This window comes from Marinobacter xestospongiae, assembly GCF_023156385.1.
Classification (GTDB): domain Bacteria; phylum Pseudomonadota; class Gammaproteobacteria; order Pseudomonadales; family Oleiphilaceae; genus Marinobacter; species Marinobacter xestospongiae.
The window spans coordinates 38,260-52,404 of the sequence record NZ_JAKZAK010000026.1; the positions used below are offsets into that span (position 1 = coordinate 38,260).

13 protein-coding genes and 5 tRNA genes are annotated in these 14,145 nt (G+C 56.6%); all 18 read right to left on the reverse strand.

What is annotated here, in order from left to right; genetic code table 11:
* Positions 1 to 190: 190 nt before the first annotated feature.
* On the reverse strand, positions 191 to 889 hold the full coding sequence (rplA, locus tag MLD24_RS17430) for a 50S ribosomal protein L1 (protein ID WP_227172540.1): 699 nt from the start codon (positions 887 to 889) through the stop codon (positions 191 to 193).
* 1 nt (position 890) lies between these two features.
* Positions 891 to 1,322: a 50S ribosomal protein L11 gene (gene rplK, locus MLD24_RS17435; RefSeq protein WP_227172541.1), complete on the reverse strand. Its 432-nt coding sequence runs from the start codon at positions 1,320 to 1,322 to the stop codon at positions 891 to 893.
* 118 nt (positions 1,323 to 1,440) lie between these two features.
* A complete protein-coding gene (gene nusG / locus MLD24_RS17440) occupies positions 1,441 to 1,974 on the reverse strand; it encodes a transcription termination/antitermination protein NusG (RefSeq protein WP_248168325.1) in 534 nt (177 codons plus the stop codon).
* Between the two features lie 12 nt (positions 1,975 to 1,986).
* Positions 1,987 to 2,355, reverse strand: a complete 369-nt coding sequence (gene secE / locus MLD24_RS17445) for a preprotein translocase subunit SecE (protein WP_227172543.1) — start codon at positions 2,353 to 2,355, stop codon at positions 1,987 to 1,989.
* 33 nt (positions 2,356 to 2,388) lie between these two features.
* Positions 2,389 to 2,464: transfer RNA gene (locus MLD24_RS17450), tRNA-Trp, on the reverse strand.
* Between the two features lie 64 nt (positions 2,465 to 2,528).
* Positions 2,529 to 3,725, reverse strand: coding sequence for an elongation factor Tu (tuf, locus tag MLD24_RS17455; RefSeq protein WP_227172533.1), 1,197 nt, complete (start codon positions 3,723 to 3,725; stop codon positions 2,529 to 2,531).
* A gap of 51 nt (positions 3,726 to 3,776) precedes the next feature.
* Positions 3,777 to 3,852 (reverse strand) — tRNA-Thr (locus tag MLD24_RS17460).
* Positions 3,853 to 3,870: 18 nt separating this feature from the next.
* Positions 3,871 to 3,945: transfer RNA gene (locus tag MLD24_RS17465), tRNA-Gly, on the reverse strand.
* Between the two features lie 10 nt (positions 3,946 to 3,955).
* A tRNA-Tyr gene (locus MLD24_RS17470) sits at positions 3,956 to 4,040 on the reverse strand.
* A gap of 42 nt (positions 4,041 to 4,082) precedes the next feature.
* Positions 4,083 to 4,158 (reverse strand) — tRNA-Thr (locus MLD24_RS17475).
* A gap of 31 nt (positions 4,159 to 4,189) precedes the next feature.
* The gene (locus MLD24_RS17480) at positions 4,190 to 5,005 is read right to left on the reverse strand and encodes an SPOR domain-containing protein (RefSeq protein ID WP_248168328.1); all 816 of its coding nucleotides are present in this window, start codon (positions 5,003 to 5,005) and stop codon (positions 4,190 to 4,192) included.
* A gap of 2 nt (positions 5,006 to 5,007) precedes the next feature.
* Positions 5,008 to 5,739, reverse strand: coding sequence for a type III pantothenate kinase (locus MLD24_RS17485; RefSeq protein WP_248168330.1), 732 nt, complete (start codon positions 5,737 to 5,739; stop codon positions 5,008 to 5,010).
* The gene (locus tag MLD24_RS17490; RefSeq protein WP_248168332.1) at positions 5,736 to 6,710 is read right to left on the reverse strand and encodes a biotin--[acetyl-CoA-carboxylase] ligase; all 975 of its coding nucleotides are present in this window, start codon (positions 6,708 to 6,710) and stop codon (positions 5,736 to 5,738) included. Before MLD24_RS17490 ends, MLD24_RS17485 begins: the two co-directional genes overlap by 4 nt.
* A gap of 114 nt (positions 6,711 to 6,824) precedes the next feature.
* Entirely contained in the window at positions 6,825 to 9,236 is a 2,412-nt protein-coding gene (locus tag MLD24_RS17495) for a DUF6160 family protein (RefSeq protein ID WP_248168334.1), read from the reverse strand.
* A gap of 12 nt (positions 9,237 to 9,248) precedes the next feature.
* Positions 9,249 to 9,809, reverse strand: a complete 561-nt coding sequence (locus tag MLD24_RS17500; protein ID WP_248168335.1) for a DUF6160 family protein — start codon at positions 9,807 to 9,809, stop codon at positions 9,249 to 9,251.
* A complete protein-coding gene (locus tag MLD24_RS17505) occupies positions 9,806 to 10,876 on the reverse strand; it encodes a hypothetical protein (protein WP_227172549.1) in 1,071 nt (356 codons plus the stop codon). The genes MLD24_RS17500 and MLD24_RS17505 overlap by 4 nt, the downstream gene beginning before the upstream one ends.
* Before the next feature lie 9 nt (positions 10,877 to 10,885).
* Positions 10,886 to 12,088: a DUF6160 family protein gene (locus tag MLD24_RS17510; protein WP_248168337.1), complete on the reverse strand. Its 1,203-nt coding sequence runs from the start codon at positions 12,086 to 12,088 to the stop codon at positions 10,886 to 10,888.
* 418 nt (positions 12,089 to 12,506) lie between these two features.
* The gene (locus MLD24_RS17515; protein WP_248168339.1) at positions 12,507 to 13,679 is read right to left on the reverse strand and encodes a DUF6160 family protein; all 1,173 of its coding nucleotides are present in this window, start codon (positions 13,677 to 13,679) and stop codon (positions 12,507 to 12,509) included.
* Positions 13,680 to 14,145: the final 466 nt, after the last annotated feature.

The window sequence follows — 14,145 nt, forward strand, 5'->3', positions numbered from 1 at the left end:
GAACGACCGGCAAACCCATCATTGCCCTTGCGGGCCCCTAACGGTGTATGGGTTCAGAGAACGTCATCACACCGTCTGCGCAGGCGTTGCTTTAACCCTTGTGGCCACCGTTGCCGGTGACCTCGGGGGCCTGCGGTCTTTGACAGCCTTGGCTTCCGCCAAAACTACAAAGTGCCTACCGAATCAGGGATCAGATGTTCAGACCGCTCTGATCGATAGCCAGGCCAGGTCCCATTGTGGTCGACAGGGTTACCTTCTTCAGGTAAACGCCTTTCGACGACGCAGGCTTGGCCTTTTTCAGGTCTGCCAGCAGCGCTTCAAGGTTCTGCTTGATCGCATCGGCAGAGAATTCAACGTTACCCAGCGGAGCGTGGATAATGCCGTTCTTGTCAGTCCGGTAACGAACCTGACCAGCCTTGGCATTCTTGACCGCAGTCTCAACGTCCGGGGTTACGGTGCCAACTTTCGGGTTCGGCATCAGGCCACGCGGGCCCAGGATCTGACCCAGCTGACCAACAACACGCATGGCGTCCGGAGTGGCGATGACCACGTCAAAGTCCATGTTGCCTTTCTTAACTTCTTCAGCCAGATCGTCCATGCCAACCACGTCCGCGCCAGCGGCGGTGGCTTTCTCGGCATTGGCACCCTGGGTGAATACCGCTACGCGAACGGTCTTGCCAGTGCCGTTCGGCAGAACGGTGCTGCTACGAACAACCTGGTCTGATTTACGCGCGTCAACACCGAGGTTAACGGCAACGTCCAGAGACTCCTGAAAGTTAACGCTCTGGCCCAGCTCAACCAGCACAGCAACCGCATCTTCCACGGAGTAAACACGACCGGCTTCGACTTTTTCACGGATCAGCTTTTGACGCTTGCTCAGCTTTGCCATGTTACAGGCCCTCCACGTTCAGGCCCATGCTGCGGGCAGTTCCGGCGATGGTACGAACCGCTGCGTCCATATCGGCAGCAGTCAGGTCCGGCTCTTTGGTGGTGGCAATTTCTTCCAGCTGAGCGCGGGTCACGGTACCAACTTTGTCGGTGTTCGGACGGGCAGAACCACTCTTCAGACCGGCAGCCTTCTTCAGCAGAACGGCGGCAGGCGGAGTCTTGGTGATAAAGGTGAAGCTGCGATCGCTGTATACGGTGATCACCGTCGGAATCGGCAGGCCCGGCTCCATGCCCTGAGTCTGGGCATTGAACGCCTTACAGAATTCCATGATGTTTACACCGTGCTGACCCAGCGCAGGACCAACGGGGGGACTCGGGTTGGCCTGACCGGCAGCAACCTGAAGCTTGATGTACGCTTCAATCTTCTTTGCCATGATTCACTCCTTTGGGTTCGAACGCCTCTCGGCTCCCCATGGGTTTAATAACATAAGGACCAGACACAAAAAGCCCGCGTCACCATGGTGCGCGAGCTTTTGCCTGATCCGCTACGGCTCAGTCTTTTTCGACCTGCCCGAACTCCAGCTCAACCGGAGTGGAACGACCGAAAATCAGAACCGCAACCTTGACCCGACTCTTGTCGTAGTCAACTTCCTCCACAACGCCATTGAAGTCTGCAAAGGGACCTTCAATAACGCGTACAATCTCGCCCGGCTCGAACAACGTTTTCGGCTTGGGCTTATCGACACCACTCTCAACCCGATTCAGAATAGCCTCAGCCTCTTTCTCGGTAATCGGAGCCGGCTTCTCCTTGGTGCCACCAATAAAACCAAGCACCTTAGGCGTATCTTTCACCAAGTGCCAGGTGGCGTCCTCCATCTCCATCTGGACGAGAACATAACCAGGATAGAATTTGCGCTCACTCTTGCGCTTTTTACCGTCGCGCATTTCCACCACTTCTTCGGTGGGCACGAGAATATCGCCGAACAGGTCTTCCATGCCGTTCAGGGCAACCCGCTCTTTCAGAGTGCGCATTACATGCTTTTCGAAACCCGAATACGCATGAACAACGTACCAGCGCTTAGCCATTGCACACCCCTGTTAACCAATAAAACCGGAAACCAGAAAACTGATAAACGAGTCCATACCCCAAAGCAGCAGCGCCACCACCAGCACAAACACAACTACGATCGCCGTAGTTTGAATGAGCTCTGGCCGGGTCGGCCAAACCACCTTCCGAATCTCGACGCGAGCTTCTTTCAGCAGGGTAGCAAAACGGCGCCCGCGATCGGTCTGCAAAGCCACAAAGGCCGCAACCATCGCAAGAACAACAAGGGCGAGAACACGATACAGCAATGACTCGGCGTTGAAATACTGATTACCCACTACACCAACGGCAATCAGAACGAAAACAACCAGCCACTTCATCGCATCGAAGCGACCGGTTGAGCTATCAGCTTTTGACTCCATAGGAATCAGCTTATGTATCCGGATGTTGTGAAATGGCAGGCCAGGAGGGAATCGAACCCCCAACCTGCGGTTTTGGAGACCGCTGCTCTGCCAATTGAGCTACTGGCCTGCACCGAAAACTCAGTGCACTCACTACAAAGAAGAGCAGCCCGAAAGGGCCGCTCACTCTATTCTTACTCTACAATCTTAGCAACAACGCCGGCACCAACGGTACGGCCGCCTTCACGGATGGCGAAGCGCAGACCTTCTTCCATCGCGATCGGAGCGATCAGAGTAACGTCCATCTTGACGTTATCACCCGGCATTACCATTTCAACGCCTTCCGGCAGCTCACAGGAACCGGTCACGTCAGTGGTCCGAAAGTAGAACTGCGGACGGTAGCCCTTGAAGAACGGAGTGTGACGACCACCCTCGTCCTTGCTCAGAACGTACACTTCGCACTCGAACTTGGTGTGCGGGTTGATGGAACCCGGCACCGCCAGAACCTGACCACGCTCAACGTCGTCACGCTTGGTACCACGCAGCAGAACACCAACGTTCTCACCGGCACGGCCTTCGTCCAGCAGCTTGCGGAACATCTCAACACCAGTACAGGTGGTCTTGGTGGTCTCGCGGATACCCACGATTTCCACTTCGTCACCAACCTTGATGATGCCACGCTCAACACGACCGGTTACCACAGTACCACGACCGGAGATGGAGAAGACGTCCTCGATCGGCATCAGGAACGGCTGATCGATCGCACGCTCCGGCTCAGGAATGTAGTCATCCAGAGCTTCTACCAGCTTCTTAACAGCGGTAGTACCCATCTCGTTGTCGTCTTTGCCTTCCAGCGCCATCAGCGCGGAACCGGTGATGATCGGAGTGTCGTCACCCGGGAAGTCGTACTGGCTCAGCAGATCACGAACTTCCATCTCAACCAGTTCCAGCAGCTCTTCGTCGTCGACCATGTCGGCCTTGTTCAGGAACACGACGATGTACGGAACACCAACCTGACGGGACAGCAGGATGTGCTCACGAGTCTGCGGCATGGGGCCGTCAGCTGCGGAGCAAACCAGGATCGCACCGTCCATCTGGGCAGCACCGGTGATCATGTTCTTCACATAGTCGGCGTGGCCCGGGCAGTCAACGTGTGCGTAGTGACGGATCGGAGAATCGTACTCAACGTGAGAAGTCGCGATGGTGATACCACGCGCCTTTTCTTCCGGAGCGTTATCGATCTGGTCGAACGCACTGGCAGTACCGGTACCCCAAACTTCGTGACACACACGAGTCAGAGCAGCTGTCAGAGTGGTTTTACCATGGTCAACGTGACCAATGGTGCCCACGTTGACGTGCGGCTTACTACGCTCAAACTTTTCTTTGGACATTCGACCTATCTCCCTAATCAACCATGACCGAAACGTTGACCGGACAAATAATGGAGCTCATGACCGGAATTGAACCGGTGACCTCATCCTTACCAAGGATGTGCTCTACCGACTGAGCTACATGAGCATTAAAACTTCATCAAATTGGAGCGGGCAGCGGGAATCGAACCCGCGTCATCAGCTTGGAAGGCTGAGGTAATAGCCACTATACGATGCCCGCAAGCAATAAGTGGTGGAGGGGGCAGGATTCGAACCTGCGAAGGCGAAGCCGTCAGATTTACAGTCTGATCCCTTTGGCCACTCGGGAACCCCTCCCAATACAACCTCGTTTTCGCGAAGCTGCGCAAAACCTTAAAGTGGAGCTGGCGGACGGAATCGAACCCCCGACCTGCTGATTACAAGTCAGCTGCTCTACCAACTGAGCTACGCCAGCTCACATTCGCCTCATCAGCGAGGGCAGCATACTACGGACTTTTTTTCGTGGTTGCAACACCTTCACAACCATTTATTTCAACCAATTCAAATTGGTGCCCATAGTTCGCCCGAGCCTGATCCAGTTCCTGGGAACCTGATGAATAGGCCGCCTCAAAAGCGAGCGCGTATCGTATCTGATTTCGGGGGAATAATTCCAGTACTGCCGGAAGATTTTCTGAAATTCTTTTCTCAAGGACCCGCTCAGCGGATTCCCGGGATTCAAACAGCCCCAACGAGATCGCGTTTTCCATCTCGCCACGGGTCACCAGGTACGAATCAACGCCTCGACGCTGCACATCGCGGAACAGTTCCAACGCTGCGTCCCGGCTCGACCGGGGTGGGATGATGACCCAATGTAGAGGCGGCTGCTCAAACTCCTGTGCCTCAACCTCCGGCTCGCTGATGGCAACAGTGCTCAGATCGCCCGCCAGGGCAAGCGCGGCTTCCTCGCTGTCGAACCATCCCAGACGGAAGCAGTAGCGCTGGACCGGCTTCGGCTCGGGGATCGGAATCTCCGCCAGCGCCGGATCAGCCTCCGTTACAGGCCCACTCTCCTGCCGCCTTTCGCCAGGGACATCGCCGACCGCAACCTCCGACGCCTCATTCGCGGTACCGGTGCCACTGTGCGCAGGTTCCGGCGCTTCGACGTCACTCTCACCGGCCGACGGCGGCGGCACGGTTTGCAGCTCGGACACCCGGGGCAACCGCCCGCTCGCATCCGAATCACGCTCAACGTCGTCCGGCCCCGAGAACAACCACCAGAGCCCCAGATTGCCCAGCACCAACATCAACACCAGCCAGCGCATAATCAATCTTCCCGGACGTCAGCGGCCACAATCTCCAGCCCATCGAGTACCAGACCGGGCACAGACTCTCCCTGCAAGCCACAGCCGATCAGCCGATCCGAGTCACCACCGGTAATAAACACCTTTTCTAGTCCCAAGGTCCTCACATCCTCCCTGAGTTGTTGAACCATCCCCCGCCACAGCCACTCAACCCCGTGATGCACACATTCTGCGGTGGACGTCCCTGGTGCCGAGCCCCCCTGGACCCGGCCCTCGAAATGAATACGGGCGGCATCCTGGCTGAGGGCGCGGTACATCATATTCTGTCCAGCCAGAATGTAGCCACCGAGATGACGGCCATCCGCAGCCACGTAGTCCACCGTGACCGCGCTACCAGCATCAACAACCGCAATCCCACCGCTCACTCGGCTACGGGCAGCAACCATCGCATGCCAACGATCGGCACCCATGGTTTCCGGCCTATCATAGGCACAGACCAATCCCTGCCGCCGTGACTCAGTCCAGAAATACTCCGGTGGCACCGGAGTGATCCGTCGCAACCGCTCCTCCAGCTGCCGCCGGCCCTGGTCAGAAGCCACCGTGCTGACGGCAACCTGATTGATACCCTTACCATTCACTGGCAGATCAGCGAACAGCAAGTCCGAACCGATCGTCCCCTCTCCTTCAAAAACCGTGTTCCGGCCCCGCAACCGCCATTTGACCCGGCTATTGCCCATATCGACAAACAGCTTCATGCGTCAATCCGCAAGCTAATCTCCCCGGCTCGTACCGGGGACCGGTTACCGGCATCGTCTTCAACGAGGTAGCTGCCGTCCTGGTCAATGCCACAGCCAGTACCGACCAGTTGGCCCTGGGTGGTCACCAAAGACCGCCCCCGAAACAGATCCCGGTCAGACCAACGCTCGTGGAAACGGCCAAAGCCCTCCGTCTGGAAGGCCTCACTGGCAGCCAACACCCGAGTCACCAGCTCCGCTGCCAGAGCATTGCGGTTCCACTCCTGCTCAGGGGCGACACGAGCAAGACTGGTCCAGGCCTGATCAACATCGGACGCTTCGTGCATATGGACATTGACGCCAATGCCAATCACCACCTGGATAAAGCCCTCCTCCAGCTCCCCAAGCAGCTCGATCAGAATGCCTCCCAGCTTGCTGCCGTTGTGATAGACGTCGTTGGGCCACTTCAATTGCACGGGCCCGGTGCCGAAACTCTCAATCGCCTCCGCCAGCGCAACACCGAACACCAGACTCAGACCGTCCAACTCGGAGAACCCGCCCCGAATGCCCAACCCGAAGCTGATGTAGAGGTTCTCGCCCTTCGGGCTTTGCCAGGCCCTGCCACGTCGTCCACGGCCAGCGGTCTGACAATCCGCCAGACACACCAGAGTGCCCGTCGCCTGCCCGGGTAAGCGCCGCTGGCGCATAATTTCGGCGTTGGTGGAGTCAACCTCGTCCAGCACCATCAGCCGCAGCTGTTGCGCCAGACCATCGCCAAGCCCAGCACAGATGCGATCGTGATCCAGTAGATCGACGGGGGATTGCAGGCGATAGCCCTTACCACGAATGGTCTCAATCTCCACCCCCTGCTCCTGGGCCTTGCGAAGCTGCTTCCAGATCGCGGTTCGGCTGATACCCAGACGTTGGGCCAGGGATTCGCCGGAATGGACCTGCCCATCCGACAGCAATTCGACAAGTACTTTTAGATTCATGGGACAGAGGGTCCGGAAAACAAGCGAGTGATAGTGCCGGATTAAACACCAGGCAGCAGGAAAAAACAAAGAAGGGAAGGACCAGACGCTCGGGGCGAGCGTCTGGTCAACACACTACTGGATGGGCGTGGCGGTCAGGTTGGCCTTGATGTCGAAGTTTTGCATTTTGACACCATAGACCGCGGTTTGGGCACCCCCGATCGGATGCACCAGGTCGATGTTGTTGATGGAGAGTTCCTTGAAGCGGGCCTCGGCCTGCACCGCAAAGCCCAGAGGACGGTTCTGCATGTCCGCTGCGGTCGGGTTGGCCACATAGCGATAGCCTTCCGGCGCACCCGCATCCATGATCCGCTCGTCTCCACGGTTACCCACAACCCCGCGGGAGTCGGCACCGTCCTCCTTCTTAACCACCCGTGTCTGATAGACATCCACTGCGATGTCGCTCTGGATGCCGTAGGTGTTGTCTTCCACCCCATCGCCATCAAAATCGCCGCCATCGCTGGTGTAGATGTCATTCAACACCAGCTTCATGCCGGAATCGTTGATGGGGTTGCCGCTGCCGTCCAGCTGACGGTTGGATTCCCAGGTGAAGGCATTTTTGCGGGTATCGCTCACAGCCCGCGCCAACACATGCTTCATGCGAACGGTGACACCTTCCTCACCCCGGGTTTCCCAGACGCCACCGGAGGCCTCGCAGCTGGCCGCGTCAGACCCCATACCACCAGCGCAGACATCGCCCGCGCCACCGGGCAGGATAGTCATCGAACTGCCCTTTTCATATTTCTGCACCACAAAGCGACCAAAACTGGCGCCACTGGACTTGTCACCGACCCGGAGGTTGCCCACATCCATGGTACTCCAGGCCTCGCCCTTGATGATCGCCAGACCTTCGTCGGTCACATCAACGGTCATGTCACGGATGTGCATGTCGTAGTTCAGGTCGCTGACCCAGAGACCGGTCTGTGCGATCTCGCCGGCACCTTCGTCGTAGGGATTGGCGATCAGGGCGGCACTGCCGTTCCGGATCTGCACATCGGAATTGATGGTCAGCCCCTCGCCGCTGGCACCGCCGGCGCCCAGGGTCAGATGGCCATCGAGTTCAAAGTCGTAGGCCGGGTAAAAACCCAGCGCCAGCAGCAATTCGGTACCACCCTGCAGCGGCGCGTTCTCATCGCCAACCCGCAGACCATTGATACGATAGCCACCTTTGATACCCTCAAAGCCAACCCGCAAACCGTCAAAGAAACGGGTACCGTTCTGGACTTCATCACGGGTCACATTGACGGTCACATCACCCTGCCCCCAGGATTGCAAACCGCTGAAGATCACCCGGTTGTTGTCCTCGGTGTAACTGAAGTCCGCGAGCTGAAGGCTCCACTGGGCCCCCAGCCTCAGCCCCTGAGGACCCGCGTCAGCATGGCCTCCGCCCATCAGGTAAAGTGCGTTGGTGTAGCTCTGACCGCGAATGACCTGATCCTGGAACAGGAAGCTGACATTCAGCCGCCCCAGACTCTTGTTCTGATTACCCAGCTCAATGCGGCCGATGTTGAAGGCCCCGGACAGCCCGCCGACGGAGAGTGCCAGCGCCTCACGGCCGTTCCAGTCCTTGTCGACATCAATCCGCAGGTCGGTAAGGTTGTAGTGACCGGTGATGTCCCTCAGCCCCAGGGTATTGCCATCATCCAGGTAGATGAAGTTGGCACTGTTGATCTGGGTGTTGGAGTCGATGCGGATACCTTCCTGGCCAACCCGGCCACCGCCACCGATGTAGGTTTCACCGGAGAGGTTGAAATCCCCCTTGAAGCCGCCGTAGGAGGGCAATTCCAGGCCCGTGGAGGCATCGGTGGACGAGCCGTGATTGAGCGGATTGTCGGAATAGCGAATTGCCCCAACCTCGTAACTGCCAATCAGCTCCGGGGTGGTGAACAGCAGCTGGTCCCCCACCACGTCCATGGTCACGCCCATGGCCTGGACGTCCATGGTGATGTCGTCCAGAAATACTTCGTTACCATTGGTGCGATAACCGATCCGCCCCCCGGTCATGGTGTAGGCACTGTCGAAGGTGTAACCATCCGGGCTAAGGGTGCTACCGGGTGAGAGGCGGAAGGTGCCCTGGAGGTTGTGATCAAAGAACAACCCGCCCATCCCCACGCCGGGCGCGCCTGGCAGGGTGACGTCCTCAAATTCGATGCGACGGTCTTCAACCAGATAACCGAGGTTCAGGCTGCCGTCGGCCTCAATGTCCAGATCGATCTTGTGGAACGCACCGCCATTGGGATCGGTCGCAGAACCAATGCGCACGTTCTCCAGGTGGATACCGTTGCCATCATCAAAATAGGAAAGCCGATCGACGGTGGTCTGCAGATCCAGCTCCAGGGTTACCCCGGCCTGGCCACTGATGGAAGACATCATCGAGTCATCCAGGCTCTGCAGCTCGCCGACGGCCGGCATGGCAGCAAGCCCCAACCAGCCACCGAGCACTGGCGTCAGACAGGCGATCCGGGTCTGAGTCATTGGTCGTGCCATAGCGCCCTCTCCTTAAGGGTTACCGGTTGGAAAGACCAGCAGGTTGCCTTCCAGCGTGACGTCACCCTGCATTTCAATCGAGAAGATGTCAGTCTGCTGGAAACCGGGATCGGTTGGACGGGCAGTGCTGCTGCCAGCCAACTTGAACTGGACGTCGTTGTAACGCACCACATTGGGCAGCCCCAGCTCCACCACTTCCCGGTTGAACAGCTGACCATCCCCGGCAAAGCCGTCGTTGATTTCGCGAACCTTGAGGGTCAGGCCCTCGAAAGCGAAGCTACCGCGGATGTCATCCAACACAAACCAGCCGCCGTCCTCTTTCAGCCGGTAAGCAACGCGGGCGCCACATTTCTTACCCACTTCCTCACAGCCACCGAAGTAGCCATTACGAATCGGACCGCCGAGTTCGTTGATGCTGACATCCCCCGAAAGGTAGATGCCTCCCTGCCCGGACACATCCGACAAAGCGCCATCGTCGAGCTTGGCCAACTCGGCAGAGCCAAACTGGGGCGCCAGGGCCAGCCCCAACGCCAGCGGTATTGAGCGTGCGTACTTGAGAGTCCGTCCAGTCATGGCGCCAGATCCTTGGTTTGGATTTTAAGGTGCTGGATCAACATACCTTCAACTCTTGCAGAGCCGAAATCCCGGTTACCGACAGAGAAGTTACCGATTGTGAGATTGCTGCGGTATTCCGGATTGGTGTAGTAGTCGTTATAGAAGTCCCAGGTCGCCGGGTCGCTGCTTGAACGCAGACCGTCCGCGCCAATGGTTCCCGGGGCAGGTTTCTGGATCGCCTGTATTTCAGCTACAAAATTGCCGCTGCCATCCACGTCCAGAAACATCGGTTGGAACTCGTTCCCCAAAGCCAGTTCCAGGGCAAAATCTGACATTCGGATGCGGGAGCCACAGTTGGTACCGTCCTGTTCACACGCGTTGATCGACAGCTCCGGGGTGTAGAAATTGAGTTTAAACTGGCCCACCAGCTGGCGCCGGTCATTATCGCCCCACAACCTCAGGTAGCTGCCATCGATCACCGCACTTTGTGCGTGGATATTAAGGTTCGATGACTGATTCGACCCCACGGTCACATTCATCTGTAAACCGATATCCGGGCGTTCGCCAACAAAGGTCGCAGTGGAAGGGCGGCTTGAGCATACGCCACTGCCAGCCCCGCCCCCACCCATGCAGTTATAGCCTTCCGTCGCGGCGACCTTGGTTGGAGCTGCAATGCTGAGTACAGCCTTGTCCTGAACTCCAATGTCGTTGCCATCAACCACATCAATGGTGAAGGGGTTGACCAAACGCCCGAGATTAACGGAGCCGAGGGTCTGGCCGTAATTACTGCCCGACCCTGAGATATAGAGTTTGTTGACAACAATTTCGACGTCTTCGCCTTGGGAACTCTTAATTCCACCAATCTTAAAGACGCGGCCATTCTGAACGTCGGTACCGTGGGCGAATTTGAAATCCTCCAGTACCAGACCAATCCCGGCACCATCAATCTCCGAGAGCTCTGTCTCTGTCAGCCCCTGAAGCTCTGCCTTCGCGGCCGGCCCAGCTGCGACGCACAAGGCAATGATCCCGGCTTTCAGGAAAGGAGACTGGTGTAAGGTTGTAGTGGTCTCGCCGTGACGATGCATAGCTTTCCCCTAAAAGAGTCCACGACCGCGGTCGATGTATTCACTGCGATAACGCTGGGTTCCGTGTAGTGCTTCGCTAAGATTCACTTCTGTGGCGCCGTTGGGAATGTTGAAGAAGGCGCCAGCGGTGGCACGAACGAAGTCCTCTGGCGTGGGGTTTCCCTTGGCCACATCAGACAGCCAGGCAAGATCCTTGGTTTGGAAAGAGATGAACGCGCCATCAACGGGCCCTGTTACGTGGCGCTCACCATCAATTTCTCCCAGCTCGCCTACCGCGAAGCTGTTGTACATATCCAACTCAAAACAGGAGTCAATGCCAAGAACCCTGCAATCTTTTGCGTACACATAGATATCACCGGCCCCACAACTCCAAAACGTACAATCGGGAACAACGATTTCTGAACTCGAACCATCAGCCAAGAGGTTTTTCAATGACCAACGAGTAAACCCACGGGCATTTTCCAGTACAAAACGCTCCCCATCGGGGATACCGATGTGCTCCGCACGAATAGGGTCCAACGAGCCGATGTCAGGGTGCCCCTCTTCGCCGTAGACCAATTGCGCTTTGGTCTCCAACGGGCTTCCGCCTTCAAGCAGCGGTGTCAGCAACACGATAAGCTGATCAAAGAAATTGCCATCAGAGTCTGCATCCCTTAATCCTTCGCCTCGATCCAGAATGTTTACATTCACATTACCGGTCAGAGACTGGATGCGACCAGAAAGAACGCCCATGGACTCTCCAAAACCAAGTCGAAACCCGACGACCTCATCAGAGGTCTCATCATAGGCAAACTCAAGAAATGGGTTCTGGATTCTGAAAGGGACAATCTCACCCTCTCCATAGCGCGAGCCATCGGGCTTACGTTGCCGAGGCGCTTTGGGGTTGTCATCGAAGTAGGCCTGATTGTTGATATAGCCCAGAGCAAAATCCTCGATCAGCACATCTGAGCTGCCGGCCTTTTCGCCATCCCGCTCATAGCGACCCAATTCCAAGACATCAACGTTGGTCTGAATATCGATATCCATACCAAGGTTAACCCTGGTATAGGCCACATTTTCCTGAGGATCGGGATGGTACTGACGGTCGATCGATACGAACGCCTGCCCGGTCACTTCCGACATGGCCTCGTCCGAGATGGCCTGAAGCTCCGCAGATGCCAACAGAGGCATGCTGGCCAGCAGACAGCCGCAGAATGCGATTGGCTTGTTCATCTTTGCCTCACCTGGCCACGCCACCGGCGTGGTTATTGTCATTGTCGTTTGGCAGTGAGTGTCTCTGGTCGACTGGTTTACTATTGTTTTTGCCCAGTTCTTGACCAGATTTTATGGGCATTATGCGCCCAAGGCTGTGCGCGTCGTCATAGATCAGGCAATTTATGACAGTCTTTTACATTGCCCGACCAAAAGTGACAAAGGTTTGTCACTTGGGGCCAGGCAATACCTCAGGTTTCTGCGGGCAAGCAGGGAGGAGCATATCGGACCTCGCCTTTCTTCGTCGGAAGAGTCACCCCCGGAGACCGGTCAGCACGTCTTCGCGAAGGCTTTTGGAGGTTATCACCGACTGCAAACATCCGATCCGACGGCATCCTGCGACGACAGCTTTTCAGCGCTGCCCTGGTTGTTCCTCTCCCTAGAAAAGACCCCGGCCTCGATCGATGTACTCGGTCCGATAGCGGTCGATCCCGCCCAAGGCCTCACCGAGACTGAACTCCACGGCCCCTGAAGGAATGTTGAAGAATCCTCCGGTTCCTGTACGGATAAAATCATCCACGGTCGGATTGGATTTAGAGACATCTTTCAGCCATTCAAGCTGCTGGGTCTGAAATGACAGGAACAGCCCGGATTCCGGAGCAACAACGCGACGCTCTCCATTCACTTCCTCAATCTGACCAATGGCCAGGCTTTCAAAGTTAGTCAGTGGGAAGCAGGCCTCAATGCCTATCACCTTGCAGTCAGAAGCGATGATGTGAACTTGATCACCTATGATTTCAATCTCTGAACTCGCGCCGCCACCTATTGCGCCAAGCGCAAGTCGAATCCAAAACGGCACATCTTCAACAATGAAGCGTTCACCATTGGGCACACCTGCATGTGTCGCACGCACCGGATCGAGTTCGCCCATCTGTGGATGACCCGGCCCATAAACCAACTTTGCCTTGCTTCGCAGTGCATTCTGACGAAGGATAATGGGCCCCAATAATTTGATAACTTGGTCGACCCAATTTCCGTTTGAATCAGCGTCATCCAGATCCGCACCAGTAGCCTGGATGTTGACATTCACGTCACCGGTCAGGTTTTGAATATTTCCGGAAAGAATTCCCTGTGCCTCACCGAAGCCAAGACGCACGCCGACAACTTCGTCGGTTCCCTCGTCGAAAGCGAACTCAAAAAATGGGTTGCTGATTGAGAATGGAACAATCTCGCCCTCGCCATAGGCAGAGCCATCCTCCTTACGCTGTCGAGGTGCGTCAGGGTTTCTGTCGAAGTAGGCCTGGTTGTTGATATAGCCCAGCGCGAAGTCGTTTATCAGCACATCGGACGTGCCCGCCTCCTCTCCATTGCGCTCATAGCGACCTAGCTCCAGCACATCCGCCTCTAGCTGGACGTCGAGATCCAGTCCCAGATTCACACGGGTATAAGCGACGTTCTTCTGGGCATCGGGGTGATACTGACGATCGATAGACACAAACGCCTGTCCGGTGACTTCCGACATGGCCTCATCCGAAATGGCCTGGAGTTGCGCTGATGCCAACAGGGGCATCCCGGCCAGCAGGCCGCCAAAAAGTGAAATTGATCGGTTCATCGTTCCCTCGCCTGTCCACGCCTTCGGCATGGCTATTGTCTTTGTCGTTTGGCAATGAGCGTCTCTGGTCGACCGGCCTGGTATTGTTATTTTTTTCTCTGTTGGTCAGCGCGTTCGGGCAATGGGAGCCCAAACAGTACGCGCTGCCCTGATCAAATGGTTTGTGACAGCTTCCTCACATTGCCTGAGACAACGTCACAACGCCGTGTCAGCTCGGGCCATACAAGGTTTCAGTTTGTTGCCGTTAGAGGAGAAGAGAGGCCGTTCAGGCCAATGCAGGATCAGAGAGAACTCGTTGGCATTTCTGGAAATTCGTGCCTGTTAGGTTTGATTGGTTAAGTGGACTGATAACGGTGGCAGACGGCCTTTTTATCGCACTATGCTTTTTTCAGGCAATAAAAAACCCCAACATCAAAGATGCTGGGGTTTTCGGTATTAAGAGCCTGACGATGACCTACTCTCGCAT

Bases quoted from the DNA above. Each gene is read 5' to 3' on its own strand.
- rplA (WP_227172540.1), bottom strand. From the start codon at position 889: ATGGCAAAGCTGAGCAAGCGTCAAAAGCTGATCCGTGAAAAAGTCGAA.
- rplK (WP_227172541.1), bottom strand. From the start codon at position 1,322: ATGGCAAAGAAGATTGAAGCGTACATCAAGCTTCAGGTTGCTGCCGGT.
- nusG (WP_248168325.1), bottom strand. From the start codon at position 1,974: ATGGCTAAGCGCTGGTACGTTGTTCATGCGTATTCGGGTTTCGAAAAG.
- secE (WP_227172543.1), bottom strand. From the start codon at position 2,355: ATGGAGTCAAAAGCTGATAGCTCAACCGGTCGCTTCGATGCGATGAAG.
- tuf (WP_227172533.1), bottom strand. From the start codon at position 3,725: ATGTCCAAAGAAAAGTTTGAGCGTAGTAAGCCGCACGTCAACGTGGGC.
- MLD24_RS17480 (WP_248168328.1), bottom strand. From the start codon at position 5,005: ATGCGCTGGCTGGTGTTGATGTTGGTGCTGGGCAATCTGGGGCTCTGG.
- MLD24_RS17485 (WP_248168330.1), bottom strand. From the start codon at position 5,739: ATGAAGCTGTTTGTCGATATGGGCAATAGCCGGGTCAAATGGCGGTTG.
- MLD24_RS17490 (WP_248168332.1), bottom strand. From the start codon at position 6,710: ATGAATCTAAAAGTACTTGTCGAATTGCTGTCGGATGGGCAGGTCCAT.
- MLD24_RS17495 (WP_248168334.1), bottom strand. From the start codon at position 9,236: ATGGCACGACCAATGACTCAGACCCGGATCGCCTGTCTGACGCCAGTG.
- MLD24_RS17500 (WP_248168335.1), bottom strand. From the start codon at position 9,809: ATGACTGGACGGACTCTCAAGTACGCACGCTCAATACCGCTGGCGTTG.
- MLD24_RS17505 (WP_227172549.1), bottom strand. From the start codon at position 10,876: ATGCATCGTCACGGCGAGACCACTACAACCTTACACCAGTCTCCTTTC.
- MLD24_RS17510 (WP_248168337.1), bottom strand. From the start codon at position 12,088: ATGAACAAGCCAATCGCATTCTGCGGCTGTCTGCTGGCCAGCATGCCT.
- MLD24_RS17515 (WP_248168339.1), bottom strand. From the start codon at position 13,679: ATGAACCGATCAATTTCACTTTTTGGCGGCCTGCTGGCCGGGATGCCC.